Origin of the sequence: Tsukamurella conjunctivitidis (assembly GCF_007858475.1) — a bacterium.
In the GTDB taxonomy this organism is placed as follows: Bacteria; Actinomycetota; Actinomycetes; order Mycobacteriales; family Mycobacteriaceae; genus Tsukamurella; species Tsukamurella conjunctivitidis.
The window spans coordinates 1-22,279 of record NZ_VIGX01000006.1 but is presented as its reverse complement, the minus strand read 5'-3'; the positions used below and the strand labels follow the sequence as shown (position 1 = coordinate 22,279).

The following is a 22,279-nucleotide window of genomic DNA, read 5'->3' as shown; positions in this document are numbered from 1 at the left end:
GCCGGGAGACCAGTGCTCCCGCTGTTCGCTTCAACACCGCCGTCAGTCGCACGATTCCGACGCTACTCCGGATACCCGCTCCGATGTCGTCTCCAGCGACGTGAGGCCCCGCGCGAGGCCGGCCTTGTCGGACGGCCGTGCCGCTCAGGGCGACGTCGGCCCGGGCACCCAGGTGAAGTAGGCGCTGTTCGGGTCGTCGGCATAACTCCCGAACGGCGGGCAGGAGACGAAGCCGTGGGCCCGGTACAGCGCCCGCGCCGGGGCGAAGAAGTCCTGAACGCCGGTCTCGAGCGAGATCCGGTGCACGCCGCGGGCGCGGGCGTCCTCGAGGGCGAAGGTCAGGAGCCGGCGCCCGATCCCCCGGCCGCGCACCCGCGGTGCGGTGCGCATCGACTTCAGTTCCTCGTGACCGGGTGCCAGTTCCGCCAGTGCGACGGTACCGACCAGCGCGCCGTCGTCGTGCAGGGTCCACAGGCGCACGTGCGGCGCGCGCAGCTCGTCCAGGGCGAGCGCGTGCCGGCTCTCCGGCGGCGCGGTGGGCGCCATGTCCGCGTGGTGCGCGGCCAGGAACGCCGCCAGGGCGGGATCGTCGAAGTCGGCGCGCGTGATCACTCCGACGCGGCCTGTGCCGCGTCGATCATCGCGTCGACGCTGGTCAGCTTCACCCGGGGGCGCGCGTCCTCCTCGGCGAGGGCGGTCTCGTGCGCGTCGATGGCCATCCAGCCGTCGTACTCGACCAGGTTCGGCACCCGGTCCACGATGAGCTGCTCGACCTGCGCGCCGTCGAAGTCGCTGCGGACCAGCTTGCCCTCGGCGACGTCGGAGAGCAGGACCGAGACGGTGTCGCGGGCGCAGTCCCGGTTGGTGGGGATCACGCCCGAGGGGCCGCGCTTGATCCAGCCCACGACGTAGTGGCCCGGCAGCGGCGCACCGTCGTAGCCGACGATCCGGCTGTCGGCGTTGCGGAAGACGCCCCGCTCGGTGTCGAAGGGGATGCCCGGGATCGGCGTGCCGTGGTAGCCGACGGCGTGGATGACCAGGCCCGCGGCGTGCTCGGCGACCGCACCGGTGGGCTGCGCCTCGACGGTGCCGTCCTCGCCCTCGACGAGCGCGTTGGTCGCCACGGAGACGGTGCGCACACGCTCGTCGCCGCCGATGCCGACCACGGAGCGCAGGAACTTCAGCACGATCCGGCGGTCCGCGCCGGTGGGCTCCTGCGCGGCCAGCTTGCGGAGCTGCTTGAGGTTGTTGCGCTGGACCGGCGGGCGGGCCTTGTCGCGCTCCTTGTCCTCGGCGGGGACGTCGGCGGGATCGACGATCACGTCGACGCCGGGCAGCTTGCCCAGCTCGGCGACCTCGGACGGGGTGAACGCGGCGTGCTCGGCGCCGCGCTGCCCCAGCACGACCACCTCGCGCACCGACGACCCGTGCAGGGCCTCGAGGGCGTGCTCGGCCATGTCGGTGCCGGAGAGCTTGTCGGTGTCGGTGACCAGGATGCGGGCCGCGTCCAGCGCGACGTTGCCGTTACCGATCACGACGGCGCGCTCGACCCCCAGGTCGACGTCGAGATCGCAGCGGTCGGGGTGGCCGTTGTACCAGCCCACGAAGTCGCTCGACGGATGGTTACCGGGGAGCCAGGCACCCTCGACCTCGAGCCGGCGGCCGCCGGACGCGCCGATCGCGTAGATGACCGCGTCGTACCACTGGGCGAGCTCGGAGGCCTGGATGTCGGTGGCGATCTCGACGTTGCCGAAGTAGCGGAAGTTCTCGTGCTGCGCCGTGCGGTCGAAGATCTTGGTGACCGACTTGATCGCGGGGTGATCGGGGGCCACGCCGTAGCGGACCAGGCCGAAGGGCGTCGGCAGTCGGTCGAAGACGTCGACCTGGACGTCGAGATCGTCCTGCTCCAGCAGGTTCCCGGCGGCGAAGAATCCCGACGGCCCGGACCCCACGATGGCGACGCGCAAGGGCTTCATCAACAACACTCCCGAAACGAACGGCGCGACAGCCTTCTTAGGCTGCCCAAAGTACGAAGTCTACGCGACGCCCGAGCGGCGGCGACGCGCGCGACGCGCCCGTTTGGCCTCGACCTCGAGCCGCTTCTGCTCGACCTTGTGCCGCGCGGCCTCGGCGATCGCCGACCGCAGCCCCACGCGCTCGACCTCCTCCTGGGCGGCGTGCGCGGCCTCGCGGGCGTGGACGAGCCGCTCGTGGGCGTTCTCCTGCGCATGCGCCAGCCGGTCCTGCGCGGCCTCCTGCGCGTGCTGCAGGCGCTCGCGCACCGCGGCGAACCGCAGCTCGGAGGCCGTCTCGGGGGCGTCGTCCGAGGTGGCGCGGAGCCAGCGGTCGGGCAGCGAGAGCTTGGCGATGGTGCGCTGCGAGAGGTAGTACTGCCGCAGCAACGGACCCTCGGTGTAGGGCAGGTCGTACTTCTCGCAGATCGCGCGCACCTTGGTGGCGATCTCGGAGAGCCGGTTCGACGGCAGGTCCGGGAACATGTGGTGCTCGATCTGGTAGCTCAGGTTGCCGGTCATGAAGTCCATGGCGGGGCCGCCGGAGATGTTCGCGCTGCCCAGCATCTGCCGGAGGTACCACTCACCGGGCGTCTCGTCGACGATCGACTCGGTGGTGAACTTCTCGGCACCGTCGGGGAAGTGCCCGCAGAAGATGACGACGTACGTCCAGATGTTGCGGGCGACGTTGGCGGTCAGGTTCGCGGTCAGCGTGCGCCCGAAGGAGCCGCCGACGGCCTTGCTGATCGCGGGATAGAGCAGGAAGTCCTTGCCCAGCTGGCGGGCCGCCTTCACGCCGAGTTCGCGCAGCTGCTTGCGGGTCTGCGGCCAGGGCTTGTTGCCGGCGATCGCCTCGGCGAGCTCGATGTCGTGCAGGGCGATGCCCCACTCGAAGGTCAGGCCGAGGAAGAGGTTGTTGAGGAACTGCGCGGACCGCTTCGCCTGCCACTGCTCGTCGCGGGTCACGCGGAGGACGCCGTAGCCCACGTCGAGGTCCATGCCCACGACGTTGGTGTACTTGTGGTGCAGGAAGTTGTGCGAGTGCTTCCAGTGGGCGCCCGGGCACGCCATGTCCCACTCCCAGGTGGTGGAGTGGATCTCGGGATCGTTCATCCAATCCCACTGCCCGTGCATGACGTTGTGCCCGAGCTCCATGTTCTCGATGATCTTGGCGACCCCGAGCATGCCCGCGCCCGCGGCCCAGAACCAGCGGTTCCTGGAGCCGAGGATCGTCAGCCGGCCCGCGGCCTCCAGGGCGCGCTGCGCCCGGATCACGCCACGGATGTACCGGGCGTCCCGCTCGCCGCGGGAGGACTCGACCTCGGCGCGGATCGCATCCAGTTCGGCCGCGAGCCGCTCGACGTCGGCGTCGTCGAGATGTGCGTATTCGCCGACATCAGTGATAGCCACGTCTTCAGGCTACGCGCAGTCCGGAGCGGCGCGTTACTTCGCGGCCGCCAGCTCCTCGACGTGCGAGCGCAGGCCACGACGGTTGCCGTCTGCATCGATCTCGCCCTTGACCACGGTGGTCTCGCCGGACTCGTCGTAGAAGCGCTTGTTCGAGTGGGTCTCGGGCGCGTCGTCGACGGTGGCCTTGAGGAACCGGTCGGGCAGCGACAGCTTGATGATCGTGCGCCACGACTCGGCGTACTGCCGCCACATGGGGCCGCTGTTGTAGGGCAGGTCGTACTTCTCGCAGATCTCGACGAGGCGCGAGTTGATGTAGTTGTAGCGGTTCGAGGGCAGATCCGGGTACAGGTGGTGCTCGATCTGGCGGCCCAGGTGTCCGGTGATGAAGTGCAGCGCATCACTGCCCTCGAAGTTCGCGGTGCCCAGCATCTGGCGCAGGTACCACTCGGGGAGCGTCTCGTTCTCGATGTCCTCGATGGTGAACTTCTCGGCATCGTCCGGGAAGTGGCCGCAGAAGATGGTCATGTGGTCCCACACGTCGCGGACCGTGTTCGCGACGAGGTTGGCCGAGGCCGCCTTCTTGTAGCCGCGGGCGCCGGTGAAGGGCACGGCCATCGCGGGGAACAGGACGTAGTCCTTCGCCGTCTGCTTGGCGATCTTGGTGAGGACCACCTTGAGCCGGCTGCGGAACTCCTCCCAGTCGTAGTTCGCGTACTGCTCGCCGCCGTTGAGCGCCGCCTTCATGGCGTTCATCAGCTCGAGGTGCTGCACGGCCTTGCCGTACTGGAAGCCCGTCATGAGGATGAGGTTGTACACCGGGTTGAACAGCATGTACGGCTCCCACGGCTGGTCGCGCGTGACGCGCAGGATGCCGTAGCCGATGTCGTCGTCCATGTCGGTGACGTTGGTGTACTTGTGGTGCATGTAGTTGTGGGTGTGGCGCCAGAACTTGCCGTCCGAGGCGCTGTCCCACTCCCAGCTGGTCGAGTGGATCTCCGGATCGTTCATCCAGTCCCACTGGCCGTGCATGATGTTGTGGCCGAGCTCGTTGTTCTCGATGACCTTGGCGTAGCTCAGGCACGCGGCGGAGGCGGCCCACGCGGCCTTGCCCTTCCAGCCCTTCATGCCGGCGCCCAGGCCGAAGACGCGGCCGGCGGTCTCGGCGATGCGCTGGCTCTTGATGACGCGGCGGATGTACTTGGCGTCCTCCTCGCCGCGGCTCTCCTCGATCTCGCGGCGCAGCGCGTCCAACTCGGCACCGAGCGCCTCGATGTCGGCGTCGGTCAGGTGCGCGTACTCCGCGACGTCAGTGATAGCCACGAGGCGATCCCCAATCGGTACGACCGCATGGCGCGGCCTCAAGAACAGAACGATTCCACTGTAACAGCCGGGTAGGACAAAGTCATCGATCTTGTTCCAGGAGTGACGTAGCCCGCACCAACGCCCGATGCCCGACGGTGCGCGGCACCGTCGGGCATCGGAGAGGCGAGATCAGGGGCGGCGACGGCCCCGTCGGGCGTGCACGGCCGCACGCGCGGCCTTGAGGCCGAAGCGGCGGCCCGTGCGCTCGTCGACGCGCGGCTCCGCGAACTCGGTCCCGGCGAACATGGCCTCGGACGCGGTCTCCGGGGCGTCGTCGGCGGTGTCGCGCAGGTACTTGTCGGGCAGCGACAGCTTGGCGATGGTCCGCCATGACTTGTAGTACTGCACGTGCAGCGGCCCGATCGTGTAGGGCAGGTCGTACTTCTCGCACAGCGCGCGGACCCGGACGCCGATCTCGGCCAGCCGGTTCGACGGCAGGTCCGGGAACAGATGGTGCTCGATCTGGTAGCTGAGGTTGCCCGAGAGGAAGTCGATGACGGGGCCGCCCGAGAGATTGGCGCTGCCCAGCATCTGCCGCAGGTACCACTCGGCCTGGGTCTCGTTGTCGACGTCCTGCTTCGTGAACTTCTCGGCACCGTCGGGGAAGTGGCCGCAGAAGATGACGGCATTGGTCCAGACGTTGCGGATCACGTTGGCGGTGATCGTCGCGGTGAGCGCCTTGCGCCAGCCGCGCTTGCCGCCGAACGGGACGCCGACCAGCGGTGCCGCGACGTAGTCCTTGAGCACCTGGCGGCCGATCTTGCGGCCGACGTCCGAGGCGTCCGCCTTGAATCCCGCCTGGTCGAACCAGGGCTTGTTCCACTTGGTCGCCGCGCGGCCGAGCTCCAGGTGCTGGATCGCCACCCCGTACTCGAACAGGAGCATGAGCAGGGTGTTGTAGGCCAGGTTGCCCGCGTTGAACGGGGTCCACGGCTGGTCCCGGGTCACGCGGAGGGTCTTGTAGCCCACGTCGTCGTCCATGTCGAGGACGTTCGTGTACTTGTGGTGCACGTAGTTGTGCGTGTGCTTCCACAGGCGCGACGTGCCGGCGTTGTCCCACTCCCAGGTCGTGGAGTGGACCTCGGGATCGTTCATCCAATCCCACTGCCCGTGCATGATGTTGTGCCCGAGCTCCATGTTCTCGATGATCTTCGCCAGCCCCAGCGAGACCGCCGAACCCCACCAGAAGCCGCGCTTGTGCGCGCCGAGCAGCATGAGCCGGCCCGCGACCTCGAGACCGCGCTGGGCGGCGATGGTGCGCTGCAGGTAGCGCACGTCCGATTCGCCGCGGACGGCCTCGATGTCGCGCCGGATCGCGTCGAGCTCCGCCCCGAGCGTCTCGACGTCGGCCTCGGTGAGGTGCGCGTACTCGGGGATGTCGGTGATCGCCATGCGGGGCAGCCCTCCGTGGTCGGTCTCGGATCTAACCTACGCAACCGTAAGTTACGGGGTCGTAGGTGTCAATCGGAGACCGGCCGGGCCGCCGTACGGCGTCGGACGTCGAGGGTGCAGTCGCCCACAGCACGGTGATGCACTGGGGCACCGCTCCGGGCTAGACGTCGAGCGTGCAGTCGCCGACGGCCACGCTGATGCACGTCTGGATGCGCTCACCCTCGGTGTGCAGGTCGCCGCTGCGCAGGTCGCGGACCTGGCCGTCGGCGAGCTGCACCACGCAGGTCTGGCAGATGCCCATGCGGCAGCCGAAGGGCATCTGCACTCCGGCGGCCTCGCCGGCCTCGAGAAGGGTGGTGGCACCGTCGACGTCCGTGGTCTTGCCCGCCTTGAGGAAGGTGACCTCGCCGCCGCTCGCGGAGACGTCCGCGCGTTCGACGGTGAACCGCTCCTGATGCAGGCGCGACTCGATGCCGCGGTCCTTCCAGGCCTTCTCCATGTCGTTGAGGAAGACGCCGGGGCCGCAGATCCAGGTCTGCCGCTCCTGCCAGTCCGGCACGGCCTCGCCCAGGTTGGCGGGCGTCAGGCGGCCGACGTCGCGGGTGTAGCGCAGCTGGACGGCGACGTTCGCGTGATCGGCGTCGAAGGCCTCCAGCTCGTCGCGGAACAGCGCGGAGTCGGCGTTGGGTGCGGAGTGCACGGCCACGATGTCGGTGGACGCGGGGATGCCGCGTCGCTCCAGCGTGCGGAGCATCGCCATGACGGGCGTGATGCCGCTGCCCGCGGTGAGGAACAGGACCTTGGGCGGCAGCGGGTTCGGAAGCGTGAAGTCGCCCGACGGGGCCTGCAGGCGCACGATGGTGCCCTCCTGCACGCCGGTGACGAGGTGGTTCGAGAGGAAGCCCTCGTTCATCGCCTTGACGGTGATCGACACCTCGCGCGGCGCGCGGCCGTGGCCCATGTCCGGCACGGAGGTGAGCGAGTACGAGCGCCAGGTCCACTTGCCGCCGACGAGGACGCCGATACCCACGTACTGGCCGGCCTCGTACTTGGTGTTGAAGCCCCAGCCGGTCTCGATGGTGAGGGTGACGGACTCGTCGGTCTCCTGCTGGACCTTGACGATCTTGCCGCGCAGCTCGCGGGCCGACCACAGGGGGTTGATGAGGTGCAGGTAGTCGTCCGGCAGCAGCGGCGTCGTCAGTCGCGCCACCGCGCCGCGCACCAGGTTGGTGCGGGGATGCTCGGCGGAGACGCCCTTGGCCGGGGCCTCGAGCCAATCACGGAAGGCACGGAAGGAGTTGCTCATGGGGGTGAGCCTACGGTGCCGTAACCTGTTGGGACAATTTCTGTGAGGTTGTCCTATCGGGCGCCGCGCGGCGAGGGCTTCGCCGGGCCGTTCGCGACGAAGTCCCAGTAGCCCCGCGGACCGTCGGAGACCCGCAATCGGTCGCCGGTGACCTTGACGGTGCGCGCACCGTCGAAGGCCGTGCGGAACTGCTCACCCGCGCCGGGCGCGAAACACGCCCGCAGCGTGGAGACCAGGCCGCCGAAGACGACGCGCTCCCCCGTGACCGCGGCGGTCATGCCGAAGACGTTGCAGCCGTCGTTGCCGCCCGCCCCGTCGCCCGTGATGCTGAAGTACGCGGGCGCGCCGGTGTACTTGATCGGGGCCGTCCGCGCGAACCCGTGCGCATCGAATCGCCACTGCGTGCCGGTGAGCGGCACCGGCGCCGCCGACGCCACAGGTGCGGACACGACGATGCCCGCCCCGGCGAGGAGGGCCGCAGCGGCGCGGGCAGCACGCACAGTCATGGCTCCACCGTAGCGCCGGTCCCGGCGCGCGGTCAGAGGAGTTCGAGAAGGAAGGGCAGTTCCTGCGTGGCGTACCACGCCAGGTCGTGGTCCTCCGCATCGCCGACGGCGAGCTCGGCGTCCTCGTCGCCGAGGTCCGCGGCGTCGACCAGCTGGGCCGCGCGGGTCACGGCGTCCTCGGCCTCGGAGACGTCGACGTGCACCGCCAGCACGTCCTTCAGCCGGATCGGCTCGGTCACCTTGAGCACCGCGTCATCGAGGTCCGGGCGCTCCTTCGCGGCCGGTACGTCGACGGTGATCACCACGCGCCGAACGGGTTCCGGCTCACCGTCGGCCGTGGCGCCGTCGTCCGGTCCGTCGACGGCGAGCAGGCGCAGCGAGGCGCGCGCGGCCTGTCGCATGGCGGCCTCGGCGAGTTCCTCGTCGTCGCCCGAGGTGTACGCCTCGCGCAGCGCGGGCGTCACCCCGAAGACGGTGCCGCCCAACGGGAAGAGCTCACCGTCGCGCTGCAGGACCTGCAGCCCGGCCAGAGTGCTGGGCACGTACACGCGGACGGTCATCTACTCCCCTTTCGCGGACGCGGCGAGCTCGTCCAGTGCCTCGTACAGGAACTCGGTCATCGAGATCACGTCCCACATGCCGTCGCGGTCGGCGTTGAGGCCGATGTACACCGTCCCGTTGTACGACGTGATGCCGATCGACACGACCTGGTTCGCGATGAGCGGCGGCACCGGGTAGACCTGTTGCACCTCGATGCCGGACAGATACACCGGCGCCTGCGGTCCCGGCGCGTTGGTGACCAGGGTGTTGAAGGATCGCGGCGAGACGCTCATCGCGGTGCGCGCGCCCAGCGCGTGCAGGGTCGGCGGGGTGAAGCCGCCGCTCGCGGCCAGCGCTCGCGCGGCGACCTGCCGGTTCCGGTCCACCTGGGCGGCGGCGCCGTGGGCGATCTGGCGCATCCGGACCACCGCGTTGCCCTCGGCGACGGGGAGCCGCACGATGTACGCGCGTACCTGCTCGCCGACGCCGAGCCCGACGTCGTCGACGGCGATCGGCTCGAGCACCCGTACCTCGGTGCCGGCGCTGATCGGCTCCCCGCGCGAGATGAGCCACGTGCGCAGGCCGCCCGCGATCACCGACAGGAGCAGGTCGTTGACGGTGCAGCCGTAGGCCGCCCGCAGCCTGCGGAACTCGTCGAGGTCCATCCGGGCGACGGCGAACCGCCGGCTCCGGGAGATGGGGACGTTGAGCGAGCGCACCGGAGTGACGGCCGTCCGGGCGCGCACGAGTGACGACGCGCGCTCGAGGACGTTGGCGGCGTCCTCCTGCAGACCGGTGATCGACTCGGCGACCTCACCGACGACGCCCTGGATCATCGCGGCGGTGCGCTTGGGCCGGGAGAGCATGTCGATGACGGCGCCCATCACCAGCTCCCCGTCGCTGGGCTCGTGCTGCCCCATCCACAGGTCCTCGGGCGGCTGCGGCGTGTGCGGGGACTCCGTGAGCAGCAGCTGCATCAGGTCGACGTTCGCGCGGCCGTCGACGAGCGCGAGATGGGTCTTGGAGAACACCGCCAGCCGGTCGTCGGCGAGGCCCTCGATGAGGTACACCTCCCACAGCGGCCGCTCCCGGTCCAGCGGCCGGGAGTTCAGCCGCGCCACCAGGTCGTGCAGCTGGTCGTCGCTGCCCGGCTGCGGCAGCGCGGAGACCCGCACGTGGTAGGTGATGTCGAAGTCGCGGTCCTCGATCCAGACGGGTCGGGCAATGCCCAGCGGCACCGTGCGGACCTTCTGCCGGTAGCGGGGGACCTCCGCGAGCCGCTCCTCGACGGTGTCGAGGAGGCGCTCGTAGTCGAGCCCCTCCTCGGGTCGGCTCAGGATCACGAGCGAACCGACGTGCGTCGGGGTGGTGGAGTTCTCCAACGCGTAGAACTCCGCGTCGGACTGGCCGAGCCTGCCCTTCACCTGCACCTCCCCCGGGGACCGATCGTCGGCGCCAGCATACGGGATCGGCCGCCCGGCACCCCCGGGAGTCGATGGGATCCGAACGGCGTCGTGATGCGTCTAATCAGTATGGGGGCGATCATTCTCGCGACCGACGGGGCACGGTCCCGCGCGCCGCGCACACCGGTACCGGGCTTCGTTCTGCTGCGGGCACCGGACGCCGAACCGCCGGCGCAGCCGCTGACGCACGTCCGGGCGGCACGGGCCGCTCCGCCGCTGCCGGCACCGGCGGAGACCGCACCGCCGGAACCGATGCCCGCGCCCGGGCCCGTGGCCGCGGTGCACCCCGATGCGCACCGCTTCGTGCTCTCGACGCTGCGGCCGGTCTTCGAGGTGCTGGACCGGCGGCGCCCGGCGAAGCATCTGGCGACGATCGCGTCGGGCACCGTCGTCGACGTCCTGCGGACGCTCGCGGAGAGCGGGCCCGTCGGGCCCGTCTCCGGGTGGGGGAACGTGCACGTCGGGACGCCGCGCGCCCTGGCGCAGCGGCCCCGCCGCCCGCGCGGCCCGGAAGTGGGCGCCGAGATCTTCCTGACCTACACGCGCGGGGAGCGGGTGCTGGCCGCGGCGGGCCGGGTCGAGGCCGCGGCCGGACGGTGGCGGTGGGTCGCGTTCACGACGGCGGCCTGAACGCGGGTTCGGGGTGTTTGCGCGAATCACGACCGCCCGGCCCGGCGGGGCGGTACACAAGGGACATGTCGCTGAGCTCGCTGCGTGCCGCGTTCCGTTACCGGGTGGCCCGCCACCTCCTGATCGGCCCCCTGCTGTGGGCATGGGGGCGCCCCGAATACACCGGGCTGGAGAACATTCCGCGCAGCGGACCGGTGATCCTCGCCGCGAACCACCTCGCGATCTCGGACTCCTTCTACGTGGTGCAGAGCGCGCGGCGGCCGGTCAGTTTCCTCGCCAAGGCGGACTACTTCACCGAGCCGGGCCTCAAGGGCCGGTTCAAGAAGGTCTTCTTCTCCGGCATGGGGCAGATCCCGGTCGACCGCCGCGGCGGCTCCGTCTCGGCGCCCGCGCTGGAGGCGGCCACGAGGATCGTCGAGGACGGCGGCGCCTGGGGGATCCACCCCGAAGGCACCCGCTCCCCCGACGGCCGGCTCTACAAGGGCAAGACCGGCGCGGTACGCGTCGCGCTCGCCACGGGCACCCCGATCATCCCGATCGCGCTGGGCCGCACCGACAACCGCACGCGGAAGAACTTCTGGAAGAGCCGCGTGACCGTCGACGTGCTGCCGCCGCTGGACCTGAGCGATGCGAGCCTCGACGACCAGGATTCGATCCGCCGCGCGACCGACCGGCTCATGGACACCATCGGCGAGCACACCGGCCAGACCCGGGTGCCCGAGTACGCGAAGAAGGGCGGCAAGTAGCCGCACGCCCGCACTGCGGCAGGCCCTCTGGTTCGCCCTGGTCCGGCATCGGCGCCGGCGGACCCGGTGTAGGCCCGCCGGGCACCGTTACCGGCGGTGCTTGCCCCGCGCCGCGGCGGCCTTCTGCGCGGCCCGGTCGGCCTCGCGCTTGGCGGCACGGCGCTCGGACCGCGAGCCCTGCGGCTCGTCGGCGTTTTGCGAGATCTCGGTGAGCTCGCCCTGCTCGGAGGGCCCGGAGAGGGTGATCTTCTCGGGGTCCGGCTCGGCGACGGGGCTGCTGAGCTGCGCCTGCGGGGCGGCGGCACCGTCGGCCGGTGCGGCGCCCTCCTCGGGCTCCTGCACCTGGACCTTGAACAGCGTCGAGACCGACTCCTCCTTGAGGCCCTCGAGCATGCCGTTGAACATGTCGTAGCCCTCACGCTGGTACTCGACCACCGGATCGCGCTGGGCGATCTGGCGCAGGCCGATGCCCTCCTTGAGGTAGTCCATCTCGTAGAGGTGCTCGCGCCACTTCTGATCGAGGACCGACAGCAGCACGGACCGCTCGACCTGGCGCATGGCGCCCTCGCCGGCGGCCTTCTCGATGTTCTCCTGGTGCGTGTCGTAGGCCGCGTGGATGTCCTTGAGCAGGACGTCCTTGAGTTCGGCGCTCGTGATCTCGTCGCGGTCGCCGTTCTCGTCCTCGCCGACGACCTGCTTCCAGTCGAGCTTGATCGGGTACAGCGTGCCCAGGGCCGTCCACAGTTCGTCGAGGTCCCAGTCCTCCACGTAGCCGGTGGAGGTGGCGGCGTCGACGTAGGCGGAGACCACGTCGTCGGTCATGTGGTTGACCTGATCGAAGAGGTCCTCGCCCCGGAGGATCTTGCGGCGCTCGTCGTAGATGACCTTGCGCTGCTCGTTCTGCACGTCGTCGTACTTGAGGACGTTCTTACGGATCTCGAAGTTCTGCTGCTCGACCTGGGTCTGCGCGCTGCGGATGGCGCGCGAGACGAACTTGTTGTCGATCGGCACGTCGTCGGGCAGGTTGACGCGGTTCATCCACGCCTCGATCTGGGCGCCGTTGAAGCGCCGCATCAACTCGTCGCCGAGCGAGAGGTAGAAGCGGGACTCGCCCGGGTCGCCCTGGCGGCCGGAGCGGCCGCGGAGCTGGTTGTCGATGCGCCGCGACTCGTGCCGCTCGGTGCCGAGCACGTAGAGGCCGCCGGCGGCGCGCACGTCGTCGCCCGCCTCCTTCGACTCCTTCTTGACCTGCTCGATGGTCTCGTCCCACGCGGCCTCGTACTCCTCCGGCGTGGTCACGGGGTCGAGGCCCCGCTCGCGCAGCGCGAGGTCGGCGAGGATGTCGGGGTTGCCGCCGAGCACGACGTCGGTACCGCGGCCGGCCATGTTGGTGGCGACCGTGACGGCGCCGGGCGTGCCGGCCTTGGCGATGATCGCCGCTTCCTGCTCGTGGAACTTGGCGTTGAGCACGGTGTGCGGGATCTTCTTGCGCTCGAGCTGGCGCGAGAGGTACTCCGACCGCTCGACCGAGGTGGTGCCGATCAGCACCGGCTGGCCCGCCTCGTGGCGCTCCGCGATGTCCTCGACGATGGCGGCGAACTTCGCCTCCTCCGTCTTGTAGATCAGGTCCGTCTGGTCCTTGCGGATCATCGGCTTGTTCGTCGGGATCGGGATGACGCCCAGCTTGTAGATCTGGTGCAGCTCGGCGGCCTCGGTCTCCGCCGTACCGGTCATGCCCGAGAGCTTGTCGTAGAGGCGGAAGTAGTTCTGCAGCGTGATCGTGGCGAGGGTCTGGTTCTCGGCCTGGATCTCGACGTTCTCCTTCGCCTCCAAGGCCTGGTGCATGCCCTCGTTGAAGCGGCGGCCCGCGAGCACGCGGCCGGTGAACTCGTCGACGATGAGGACCTCGCCGGAGCGGACGATGTAGTCCTTGTCGCGCTCGTAGAGCTCCTTGGCCTTGATCGCGTTGTTCAGGTAGCTGACCAGCAGCGAGTTCTGCGCGTCGTAGAGGTTCTCGATGCCCAGCTGGTCCTCGACCAGCTCGACGCCGGCCTCGTTGACGCCGATCGTCTTCTTGCGGATGTCCACCTCGTAGTGGACGTCCTTCTCCATGAGCGGGACGATGCGCGCGAACTCCGTGTACCACTTCGACGAGGCGTCGGCCGGGCCCGAGATGATGAGCGGCGTGCGGGCCTCGTCGATGAGGATCGAGTCGACCTCGTCGACGATGGCGTAGTTGTGGCCGCGCTGCACCAGCTCCTCTTCGCTGTGCGCCATGTTGTCGCGCAGGTAGTCGAAGCCGAACTCGTTGTTCGTGCCGTAGGTGATGTCGGCGCCGTAGGCCTGCCGGCGACGGTCCGGGTCCTGCCCGGCGAGGATGCAGTCGACCTCGAGGCCGAGGAAGCGGTGCACGCGGCCCATCCAGTCCGCGTCGCGCTTGGCGAGGTAGTCGTTCGTGGTGACCAGGTGGACGCCCTTGCCGGTGAGCGCGTTGGCGTACGCCGCCATCACCGAGGTCAGGGTCTTGCCCTCACCGGTCTTCATCTCGGCGATGTCGCCCTGGTGCAGCGCGCCGGCGCCCATGATCTGCACGTGGTACGGCTTCTGCCCCAGCACGCGCCACGCCGCCTCGCGGGCGGTGGCGAAGGCCTCGGGGAGGATCTCGTCGAGCGACTCGCCCTTCTCCAGGCGCTTCTTGAACGTCTCGGTCTTGGCCTGCAGCTTCTCGTCCGAGAGCGCCTCGTACTCGTCGTTCAGGCTCTCCACGTAGGAGGCCAGGCCGTCGAGCCGCTTGACCATCCGGCCTTCGCCGAACCGCAGCACCTTGGAGAGAACCACTGAGCAACCTCAATCCGTTACAAGACAAACTCTGGACGCACGAATCCCGGCCGCGTCACCGCGACCGGGATCCATGGTAGGCGAAACGTCAGGTCAGGCGGAGAAGGCCGTAGTCGAAGGCCTTCCGTCGGTAGACCACGGACGGCTTCTCGGCCTCCTTGTCGAAGAAGAGGAAGAAGTCGTGGCCGACCAGTTCCATCTGCGACAGGGCGTCGTCGACCGTCATCGGTGTGCCCGGATGGTCCTTGATGCGGACGATCTGGCCGGGCAGGTGGTCCTCGACGAGCGCGGCGTACGGATCGTCGTCCGCCTCGGACGCGGGCGGCGCGTCGGGCAGAGCCGACGGTGCCGTGGCCTCGGCCACCGAGACCGGCGTGCGGTTGCCGTAGTGCACCTTCTTGCGGTCCGAGGCCTTGCGCAGGCGGCTCTGCAGACGGGAGAGAGCCGTCTCGAACGCGGCGTAGAAGTTCTCCGCCGCCGCCTCGGCGCGGGCGACGCCGCCCTTGCCGCGCACCGTCAACTCCAGCCGCTGGCAGGACTTGGACTGCCGCGGATTGGGCTCGTGGAAGAGGCTGACCTCGAACAGGGTGATGGTGGAGCGGAACTTCTCGAGCCGCGCCAGCTTGTCTCCCAGGTAGACGCGGAAGTGCTCGGGCACCTCCACGTTGCGGCCGTCGATGGCCACGGGGGCGTTGGGAGTGAGGTAGTCCTTGTCGCGCTCGTCAGTCACGTGGCTGGGTTCGCGGAAGGGGTCGACCTCGACGTTGGGGGTCGCGTGGGCGCGATTCGTGTCGCGCGGGGACAGAAGGGTCATGTGGAACCTTTCGTGCAGGCCCGGATCCTTTGCGCTCGTACGGATCACCAGTCCGTCACTTCGGTCAGGCGCGCGTGGGAGCAGGCTCAGATTCGAACGGCGGGCGGACTGCCCGACGCCAGGAAGGTGTGCGATCACCTCCTCTTTCTCGAACCGGGAAAGGTACCCCCGAAGATAGCCCGGGTCGCCGGTTCCCGCCAGGATTTGGTCATTGCGAGTTCATCGACACGTCACGCCGCGGCCAGAGTGAGGGCGGCGGCGACGGGCACGCCCCGTCGGGCCAGGGCGGCGACGGACTCGGCCAGAGTGGCCCCGGTGGTCACCACGTCGTCGACCAGGACGACGGTGCCGGCGGGCGGCAGCGACCGCACCCGGACGGCGCCGCGCACGTTGGCCGCGCGCGCCGACGCGCTCAGCCCCACGGACTCCGCGGCCCCCACGGCCCGCAGGACCGGCGCGACGGTCACCGGGCACGCCGGTTCGGCGGTGCGGGCGGCGGCGCGGCACACAGCGGTGACCACGTCGCCGCCCCGGCGTCGCGCGGCCCACGCCGTCGTGGGCGCGGGCACCAGGACGACGTCGCCGGCCAGCTCACCCCAGGCCCGCAGGCGCAGCACCGCGTGCGCGAGCGCGCGCCCCAGCGGGACGGACAGGTCGCCCCGTCCGCGCTCCTTGAGTTGCAGCACGGCGCGGCGGCGCGCACCGTCGTACCGGCCGAGCGTCCAGACGGGCACCCCGGGGTCGACGGTGGCGCGGATCAGCGCCGGCACGTCGTGCAGGGCCGCCTCGCAGCGCGCGCACCAGCGCACGCGGGGGAAGCCGCAGCCGCCGCAGGTGCGCGGCACGGCGAGCTCGATCAGGTCGTCGACCCCACCGAGGACACCCCGGACGATGCGCACGGCTCCCCCGATCCAGGTGCGTTCCTAGCCCGGCAGCACCGGGTTCGCCCGGCCCCCCGCCAGACGATCCACCTGGCTCCAGTATTGCTCGTCACTGTCCGGGCCGATGCTGATCTCCCAGACCCCCGACGAGTCGGTGGCGTAGACCGTGCTCGCGGACACCGCGACGTTGTAGACGGGCGGCGAGAGGTTGCGGCTCGGGAGCGCGGCGACCTCGCCGGAGTCGTAGCGCACGGACAGCACCGGCGAATCGGAGGTGTTGCGGCCGATGAAGATCGTGTCGCCGGACTGCCAATCGACCGACGACGCCACCAGCTCGCGGTCGGTGACCACGGACATGAGTCGGGTGAGCTTCGCCTGCCCGTTCGCCGCCGACTGCACGACGCCGACCAGCACCCGCCCGCCCACGACGAGGGCCGCCCGCACACCGTCGCGCGAGAGGCGCAGCTCGGTGATCGCGCCGGGCGCGACCGCCGCGACCTCGCTCGTGTCGACGTCGGAGGTCGAGACCTCGCCGGTGGTCTGGTCCTGCCGGACCCGGACCACCCGCGTCCCGTCGAGCACGGTCCAGACGCCGGCGTCGTCGGGCGTCCAGGACGGCCGGGTCATCGAGCCGGCGGTGAGCACCTGCGTCGGCACGCCGCCGTAGGGGGCCAGAGCGAGGGCGGCTCCGGGGACGCCGCGCCCACCCGCGTCGAGCACCGCCGCCACCTGCCGGCCCGAGCTCGACAGCCCGATCGAGCGGATCGACGTCGACGCGCCGAGCGGGCCCGCGACCGGAGTGACCTGTCCCCCGGTGCCCGGCCCGCCCGTGATCTTGACGAACCTGCCGTCGAGGACGCCGTGCAGGCCCACCGCGAGGTCGGAGGACGCGTTCGGGCTGATCGACGCGACGTCGTTGGGGTTCCAGCCCGACTGGTGCTTGTCGTCGAGCGGCGAGCCGTCGACGGTGATGACGTACGGCCCCTGCACGTCGGCGCCGGCGAGGCTCCACACGATCTGCCCGGCGACCAGCCGCGCCACGTCGGGCTCGATCCGCGGCAGGCCCGTGAGGTCCACCCGCACGCCCGCGAAGCCGACGCCGGGATCGCGCTGGTTCCCCTGCGCGTCCGTGACGGCACCGCGCACGGCCGCGTTGGCCCCGAAGGGATTGAAGACGGCGTCCTTGAGCGCGGCGCGGGGGCCGCGGACCAGCAGCACGAGCAGGTCGGAGGCCAGCTTGGAACGCGGTCCGGCCAGCCAGCGGGCGTCCGGCACCAGGGTGCGGCCCGTCGGGTCCGGGAAGTAGAGCAGGTACCGGCGGTAGACGAGGCGGAACTGTTCCGTGTCGATCACCAGCATCGGGGTGTCGCCCACCGAGCTGAGTCCCTGCACGCGCCACTGCCCGTCGACCCGCACGAGCTGCACGTTCTGCGTGATCGACTGCGAGGCCGGTTCGAAGGTGCCGTCGGCGCCGAGGAAGCCCGTGGCCTGCGCGCGGATCGTCGCCTTCATGAAGTTCTCGGTGCGCTCCGTGGGCAGCACGTCGATGTCCTTGACCACGACCGCCTGCTGCGGCACCTGCCAGTTCGCGTTCGGGGTGAGGAACTTGCGGGAGGCGGCGTAGTTGCCGTCGGCGACCGCATTGGCCTTGAGGAAGTCGCGGACGATGAGCTCGGGCTGCACGTCGCGGCGCGGCGCCAGCCCGCGGTCGGGCGCCGCGGTCTCCCCGCCCAGGTCGCCGATCACGCGCGGGCTCGTGGACTCGGGGATGTTGGCGCAGCCGGTGAGGACGAGCAGTGCCGCGAGCAGCACCGTCAGGGCCCGGCCGGGGTGCGTGCGGAGCACGCGGGCGAGCCTAGGCATCGTCGGAGCCCCCTTCCGCGCCGCGTCGCGCCATCGACTTCAGGGGCAGGGGGCTGACGGTGACCTTGCCGCCGCGGGTGCGGGGCAGGGTGAGCCGGAAGCAGGAGCCGCTGCCGGGCTCGCCCCACGCCTCGAGCCGGCCGCTGTGCAGCCGCGCGTCCTCGATGCTGATCGCCAGGCCCAGCCCGGTGCCGCCGGAGCGTCGCACGCGGGACGGATCGGACCGCCAGAACCGGTTGAAGACCAGCTTCTCCTCCCCGGGCCGCAGGCCCACGCCGTAATCGCGGACGGTGATCGCCACGGCGTCGTCATCGGCGCGCATGGTGAGGATCACGGGCTTGCCCTCGCTGTGGTCGATGGCGTTGGCGAGCAGGTTGCGCAGGACCCGCTCGACGCGCCGGGTGTCCGCCTCGACGATCACGGGATCGTCGGGCATGTCCAGGATGAGCTCGGTCTCGGACTGCTCGGCCAGGTGCCGCACGGTCGCCATCGCCGAGGCGATCGGCACCTCGATGTCGATCTGTTCGGCGTGCAGTTCCGCGACGCCGGCGTCGTGCCGGGAGATCTCCAGCAGCTCGGCGAGCAGGGTCTCGAAGCGGTCGAGTTCCTTCTGCATCAGCTCCGTGGTGCGCCGCAGGCCGGGGTCGAGTTCGTCGGCGGAGTCGGCGATCATGTCGGCCGCCATCCGGACCGTCGTGAGCGGCGTGCGCAGCTCGTGCGAGACGTCGGAGGTGAACTGGCGCTGAAGGTCGCCGAACTCCTCGAGCTGGCCGATCTGCTTGGACAGCGATTCGGCCATGTCGTTGAAGCTCATCGCCAGGCGCGCGATGTCGTCCTCGCCGCGCACGGGCATGCGTTCCTTGAGCCTCCCCTCGGCGAACCGCACCGCGATGCGCGCCGCCGACCGGACGGGCAGCACGACCTGGCGCGCGACGAGCAGGCTCACCGCGGCGAGCAGGATCAGCAGCACGGCGCCGCCCGTGTACAGCGTCCCCTGCATCAGGCTCAGCGTGTTCTCCTCCTGGGTGAGGGGGAACACCAGGTACAGCTCGAGGCCCGCGATCGTCGACTGCACCGGGGTGCCGATCACCAGCACCTTGCCGTAGCGGCCGGTGCTGTCGGTGACGGTCGCGTGCTGGGAGGCGGTCTGCCCGCTGCGGACGAAGGTCTGCAGCGTCTGCGGGACCTCGCTCTCGCTGCCCAGGACGGTGGGAGGTCGACCGGAGCCGTGCGGCACGATCAGCACCGGGTCGTAATTGCCGGAGCGGGCGGCCGTCGGGCCCACGTCGAGGCCCTGGCTGACCAGACTCGACCGGACGCTGCGCAGCACCGACTCGACGCCCTCGGTGCGCGGCTCGCTCCGCGCGAGGGCGATCTCCACGTTCTGCTTGACCCGGGCCGTCTCCTCCTTGCCCGCGGTGAGCTTCGCGTCGATCAACTGGTTCGCGATCTGCGAGGTGAGCACGAAGCCCAGCAGCAGCAACACCGTCAGGCTGAGCACCAGGGTCTGCGTGACCACCCGCAGCTGCAGCGAGCGGCGCCACACGCGGCCCGCGTAGGACACGCCCATGCCCGCGTACCGGGCACCGTCGCGCAGCACCACCGCGGGATCCGACCGGACCGCGTGCACCGCCTCGCGCGCCCAGTCCGCCAGCCGGGCCGCCCCGGCCCGGTCGATCACGAGCCGATCGGCCCGCTCACGCCGGCCCCGCCTTGTAGCCGACGCCGCGCAGGGTGAGGACGATCTCGGGGTTCTCCGGATCCTTCTCGATCTTCGCGCGCAAGCGCTGGATGTGGACGTTCACCAGGCGCGTGTCCGCCGGGTGCCGGTAGCCCCACACCTGCTCGAGCAGCACGTCGCGGGTGAACACCTGCCGCGGCTTGCGGGCCATCGTGACCAGCAGGTCGAACTCGGTGGGCGTGAGCGAGACGACCTCGCCGTCGCGGGTCACCTTGTGCGCCGGCACGTCGATGATCACGTTGCCGATCGACAGCAGCTCGCTGGGTTCCTCGTCGGTGCGGCGCAGCCGCGCCCGCACGCGCGCGACGAGTTCCTTCGGCTTGAAGGGCTTGATCACGTAGTCGTCGGCGCCCGACTCGAGGCCCAGCACGACGTCGACCGTGTCCGCCTTCGCCGTGAGCATCACGATCGGCACCGACGAATCGGCGCGCAGCACGCGGCACACGTCGATGCCGTTCATGCCCGGGAGCATGAGGTCGAGCAGCACCAGGTCGGGGCGGAACTCGCGGGCCGCGCTCAGCGCCTGGGTGCCGTCGCCGACCACCGTCGAGTCGAAGCCCTCGTTGCGCAGGACGATGGTGAGCATCTCCGCCAGCGCGGGATCGTCGTCGATCACCAGTATCCGGGGTTTCATGCTGTCCATATTGTCACTGCTGCCCACGTTCCGGCTCTTACGACACCTTACGATCCTCAGCATGGGACGACTCGTCGCGATCGAGGGCCTCGACGGGGCCGGCAAGAACACGCTCACGCGGGCGGTCACGGCGCGGCTGGAGGCGTCGGGACGGACCGTGTGCGCGCTCGCCTTCCCGCGCTACGGCACCCAGTTCGCCGACCTCGCCGCGGAGGCGCTGCGCGGCGGCAACGGCGACGTCGCCGAGTCGGTGTACGGCATGGGGCTGTTGTTCGCCTTCGACCGGCAGGCGGCGGCGCCCGACATCCGCGCCGCGCTCGCCGCGCACGACGTCGTGCTGCTGGACCGCTACGCCGCCTCCTCCGCCGCCTACAGCGCCGCCCGCCTGGGCGAGGGCGCCGACGGTGCCGTGACCGCCTGGGTGCGCGAGCTCGAGTTCGGCCGGTTCGGGCTCCCGGTGCCCGACCTGCAGGTGTACCTCGACGTGCCGGTGACCGTCGCCGCCGAACGCGCGCGGAGCCGCGAGGCGAGCGACGCCGCCCGCGAGCGGGACGCCTACGAGAAGGACGGGGACCTGCAGGCGCGGACGGGCGCGGTCTACGCCGGTCTCGCGGCGACGGAGTGGGTCTCGCCGTGGCGCGTGCACGGAGTGAGCGACGCCCCGGCGCTGCTGGCGGACGCGATCGCCGCCCTGTCCTGACCCAGCAGGGCATCGCCTCACGATGACGCGTTCTGCGGCTGCGGACGTGCACAGGAACACCCGTGGCGTCCCAGAACCCGGCGTCGGGAGCCCGAGCGCGCCCGCCCCGAACCTGAATGACATCTTTGATTTTCACTGAAGTCCCACCCGCACCGGTACTCCCCCGCAGTAACGTCCGCTCCGAGAACTGACTCGTCAGTAACCGGGAGGGGCGACCGTGCGGATCCTCGGGGCCACCGCCGCAGCGGGTGCCGCTGCGCTACTGCTCGGCGTCGCGGGCGCCGACACCGCCGCACCCGACGTGCCCGTCGCGCACCGTTCCCCCGGTCCCGAGCTGGTCGCGCAGGCCGCGATCGGCCTGGCCGACCTGCGCCCGCCGGCACCGTCGGACGCGCCGGCCGCCCCGGCACCGCGCCACGTGCCGATCCCACCGCGGCCGGAGGCCGTGAAGGTCGCGCCCGGGCCGCTCGGCATCCCCGGCGCCGCGTACGCCGCCTACCGCGGAGCCGCCGACCGGATGGCCCTCGAGGCGCCCGGCTGCGGGATCGAATGGAACCTCGTGGCGGCCATCGGCCGGATCGAGTCGGGGCACGCGGACGGCGGCAACGTCGACGCCGCGGGCAACACGCTCACCCCGATCCAGGGTCCGGTCCTCGACGGCTCACTGGCCGGGAACGCCGTGATCCGCGACGGCGACGGCTTCGCCCGCGCCCTCGGCCCCATGCAGTTCCTCACCACCACGTGGTCACTGTTCGGCGGCGACAACTCCGGCGACGGCAGGGCCGACGTCAACAACGTCCGCGACGCCGCGTACGGCGCCGCGCGGTACCTCTGCTCCAGCGCGTCCGGGCTGCAGAGCGAAGCCGCGCAGCGGGTCGCGGTGTTCGCCTACAACCAGTCGAACTCCTACGTCGACAACGTCGTGGCCTGGTCGAAGGCCTACCGCGACCGGGCGATCCCCGTCGGTGGCATCCCCGACATGACCGCGCCCATCGCGCCGCCCACGCAGCTGCCCAAGCCCCTGCCGCCCGGCCAGGTGGTCGTCGTCGGCTGCGGTGTGCCCGACGGTGCGCCCTCCCGCCCGGCCGGGCCGTCCGGCTCGGCGGCACCGTCCGGGCCGGGGAGGCCCTCGGCGGCCGTGTCCTCGGCGCGGCCCGGACCGGCGACGACCTCGGCTAAGCCGCCCACCGGGCCCTCGGCGGCGTCCGGTGCGGCCCGCGGCCCCGGCGGCACGCCGGCACCCACCACCGTGCTCGACTGCGCGCCGCCGCCCAGCGGGCCCAGCGCACCCGCCGCCCCGTCGGGCCCGCCCCGCCCGATTCCGACCGGCCCGTCCCTTCCCCCCCCCCCGCCCCGTCCCCGCCGGGCGCTGCCCACCCCCCCCACCGGACCGCCGCCCCCCCCGCCCGGCCCCCCCCCCACCGCCCGCCCCCCCCCCCCC

General features: G+C 70.9%; 19 protein-coding genes. 4 read left to right on the top strand and 15 right to left on the bottom strand.

Translation table 11 applies throughout. From position 1 onward, the window contains the following. Positions 1-144: 144 nt before the first annotated feature. The 9 genes from FK530_RS12265 to FK530_RS12225 form a co-directional block, all read right to left on the bottom strand. Complete coding sequence (locus tag FK530_RS12265; protein WP_231706613.1) at positions 145-612, bottom strand: GNAT family N-acetyltransferase; 468 nt, start codon at positions 610-612, stop codon at positions 145-147. Next, positions 609-1,976: a ferredoxin--NADP reductase domain-containing protein gene (locus tag FK530_RS12260; RefSeq protein ID WP_146487320.1), complete on the bottom strand. Its 1,368-nt coding sequence runs from the start codon at positions 1,974-1,976 to the stop codon at positions 609-611. Before FK530_RS12260 ends, FK530_RS12265 begins: the two co-directional genes overlap by 4 nt. Positions 1,977-2,036: 60 nt before the next feature. Beyond that, positions 2,037-3,422 carry a fatty acid desaturase family protein gene (locus FK530_RS12255; RefSeq protein WP_146487319.1) on the bottom strand — a complete coding sequence of 462 codons (1,386 nt, stop codon included), beginning with the start codon at positions 3,420-3,422 and terminating at the stop codon, positions 2,037-2,039. A 33-nt stretch (positions 3,423-3,455) separates the two neighbouring features. Continuing rightward, positions 3,456-4,742: a fatty acid desaturase family protein gene (locus FK530_RS12250; RefSeq protein ID WP_146487318.1), complete on the bottom strand. Its 1,287-nt coding sequence runs from the start codon at positions 4,740-4,742 to the stop codon at positions 3,456-3,458. Positions 4,743-4,913: 171 nt separating this feature from the next. Next, positions 4,914-6,176, bottom strand: a complete 1,263-nt coding sequence (locus FK530_RS12245; RefSeq protein WP_146487317.1) for a fatty acid desaturase family protein — start codon at positions 6,174-6,176, stop codon at positions 4,914-4,916. A gap of 160 nt (positions 6,177-6,336) precedes the next feature. Next, positions 6,337-7,482: a ferredoxin reductase gene (locus FK530_RS12240; RefSeq protein WP_146487316.1), complete on the bottom strand. Its 1,146-nt coding sequence runs from the start codon at positions 7,480-7,482 to the stop codon at positions 6,337-6,339. A 53-nt stretch (positions 7,483-7,535) separates the two neighbouring features. Beyond that, positions 7,536-7,988: an META domain-containing protein gene (locus tag FK530_RS12235; protein WP_146487315.1), complete on the bottom strand. Its 453-nt coding sequence runs from the start codon at positions 7,986-7,988 to the stop codon at positions 7,536-7,538. A gap of 32 nt (positions 7,989-8,020) precedes the next feature. Next, entirely contained in the window at positions 8,021-8,548 is a 528-nt protein-coding gene (locus FK530_RS12230) for a DUF6912 family protein (RefSeq protein ID WP_146487314.1), read from the bottom strand. Next, entirely contained in the window at positions 8,549-9,952 is a 1,404-nt protein-coding gene (locus FK530_RS12225) for a WS/DGAT/MGAT family O-acyltransferase (RefSeq protein WP_146487313.1), read from the bottom strand. It abuts the gene before it with no gap. Between the two features lie 108 nt (positions 9,953-10,060). Here FK530_RS12225 and FK530_RS12220 point away from each other — a divergent pair, with 108 nt between their 5' ends. Then, complete coding sequence (locus FK530_RS12220; protein WP_146487312.1) at positions 10,061-10,621, top strand: Rv3235 family protein; 561 nt, start codon at positions 10,061-10,063, stop codon at positions 10,619-10,621. A 65-nt stretch (positions 10,622-10,686) separates the two neighbouring features. Continuing rightward, positions 10,687-11,367 (top strand): lysophospholipid acyltransferase family protein, encoded by a 681-nt coding sequence (locus FK530_RS12215; protein ID WP_146487311.1) that lies wholly within the window; start codon positions 10,687-10,689, stop codon positions 11,365-11,367. A gap of 87 nt (positions 11,368-11,454) precedes the next feature. Here FK530_RS12215 and secA read toward each other — a convergent pair whose 3' ends face one another. The 6 genes from secA to mtrA all read right to left on the bottom strand — a co-directional run bounded on the left by secA (position 11,455) and on the right by mtrA (position 20,147). Beyond that, positions 11,455-14,166, bottom strand: coding sequence for a preprotein translocase subunit SecA (gene secA / locus FK530_RS12210; protein ID WP_223120137.1), 2,712 nt, complete (start codon positions 14,164-14,166; stop codon positions 11,455-11,457). A gap of 127 nt (positions 14,167-14,293) precedes the next feature. Continuing rightward, positions 14,294-15,019, bottom strand: a complete 726-nt coding sequence (gene hpf, locus FK530_RS12205; protein ID WP_223120129.1) for a ribosome hibernation-promoting factor, HPF/YfiA family — start codon at positions 15,017-15,019, stop codon at positions 14,294-14,296. A 230-nt stretch (positions 15,020-15,249) separates the two neighbouring features. Then, the gene (locus FK530_RS12200; protein ID WP_438947246.1) at positions 15,250-15,918 is read right to left on the bottom strand and encodes a ComF family protein; all 669 of its coding nucleotides are present in this window, start codon (positions 15,916-15,918) and stop codon (positions 15,250-15,252) included. Between the two features lie 24 nt (positions 15,919-15,942). Beyond that, positions 15,943-17,745 (bottom strand): MtrAB system accessory lipoprotein LpqB, encoded by a 1,803-nt coding sequence (gene lpqB, locus FK530_RS12195; protein ID WP_158645090.1) that lies wholly within the window; start codon positions 17,743-17,745, stop codon positions 15,943-15,945. A gap of 10 nt (positions 17,746-17,755) precedes the next feature. Further along, the gene (mtrB, locus tag FK530_RS12190) at positions 17,756-19,366 is read right to left on the bottom strand and encodes an MtrAB system histidine kinase MtrB (protein ID WP_231706626.1); all 1,611 of its coding nucleotides are present in this window, start codon (positions 19,364-19,366) and stop codon (positions 17,756-17,758) included. 94 nt (positions 19,367-19,460) lie between these two features. After that, entirely contained in the window at positions 19,461-20,147 is a 687-nt protein-coding gene (gene mtrA, locus FK530_RS12185; protein WP_146487308.1) for an MtrAB system response regulator MtrA, read from the bottom strand. 52 nt (positions 20,148-20,199) lie between these two features. Between mtrA and FK530_RS12180 the strand changes: the two genes are divergently transcribed. Further along, a complete protein-coding gene (locus tag FK530_RS12180; RefSeq protein WP_146487307.1) occupies positions 20,200-20,838 on the top strand; it encodes a dTMP kinase in 639 nt (212 codons plus the stop codon). A 217-nt stretch (positions 20,839-21,055) separates the two neighbouring features. After that, positions 21,056-22,279 (top strand): lytic transglycosylase domain-containing protein (locus tag FK530_RS12175; RefSeq protein WP_146487306.1); only part of this gene is annotated, 1,224 nt, incomplete at its 3' end.

Coding starts and splice junctions, on each gene's coding strand:
- hpf (WP_223120129.1), bottom strand. CDS start 15,019: ATGACCCTTCTGTCCCCGCGCGACACGAATCGCGCCCACGCGACCCCC.
- FK530_RS12215 (WP_146487311.1), top strand. CDS start 10,687: ATGTCGCTGAGCTCGCTGCGTGCCGCGTTCCGTTACCGGGTGGCCCGC.
- FK530_RS12245 (WP_146487317.1), bottom strand. CDS start 6,176: ATGGCGATCACCGACATCCCCGAGTACGCGCACCTCACCGAGGCCGAC.
- FK530_RS12220 (WP_146487312.1), top strand. CDS start 10,061: ATGGGGGCGATCATTCTCGCGACCGACGGGGCACGGTCCCGCGCGCCG.
- FK530_RS12260 (WP_146487320.1), bottom strand. CDS start 1,976: ATGAAGCCCTTGCGCGTCGCCATCGTGGGGTCCGGGCCGTCGGGATTC.
- mtrA (WP_146487308.1), bottom strand. CDS start 20,147: ATGGACAGCATGAAACCCCGGATACTGGTGATCGACGACGATCCCGCG.
- FK530_RS12230 (WP_146487314.1), bottom strand. CDS start 8,548: ATGACCGTCCGCGTGTACGTGCCCAGCACTCTGGCCGGGCTGCAGGTC.
- secA (WP_223120137.1), bottom strand. CDS start 14,166: ATGGTCAAGCGGCTCGACGGCCTGGCCTCCTACGTGGAGAGCCTGAAC.
- FK530_RS12180 (WP_146487307.1), top strand. CDS start 20,200: ATGGGACGACTCGTCGCGATCGAGGGCCTCGACGGGGCCGGCAAGAAC.
- FK530_RS12240 (WP_146487316.1), bottom strand. CDS start 7,482: ATGAGCAACTCCTTCCGTGCCTTCCGTGATTGGCTCGAGGCCCCGGCC.
- FK530_RS12235 (WP_146487315.1), bottom strand. CDS start 7,988: ATGACTGTGCGTGCTGCCCGCGCCGCTGCGGCCCTCCTCGCCGGGGCG.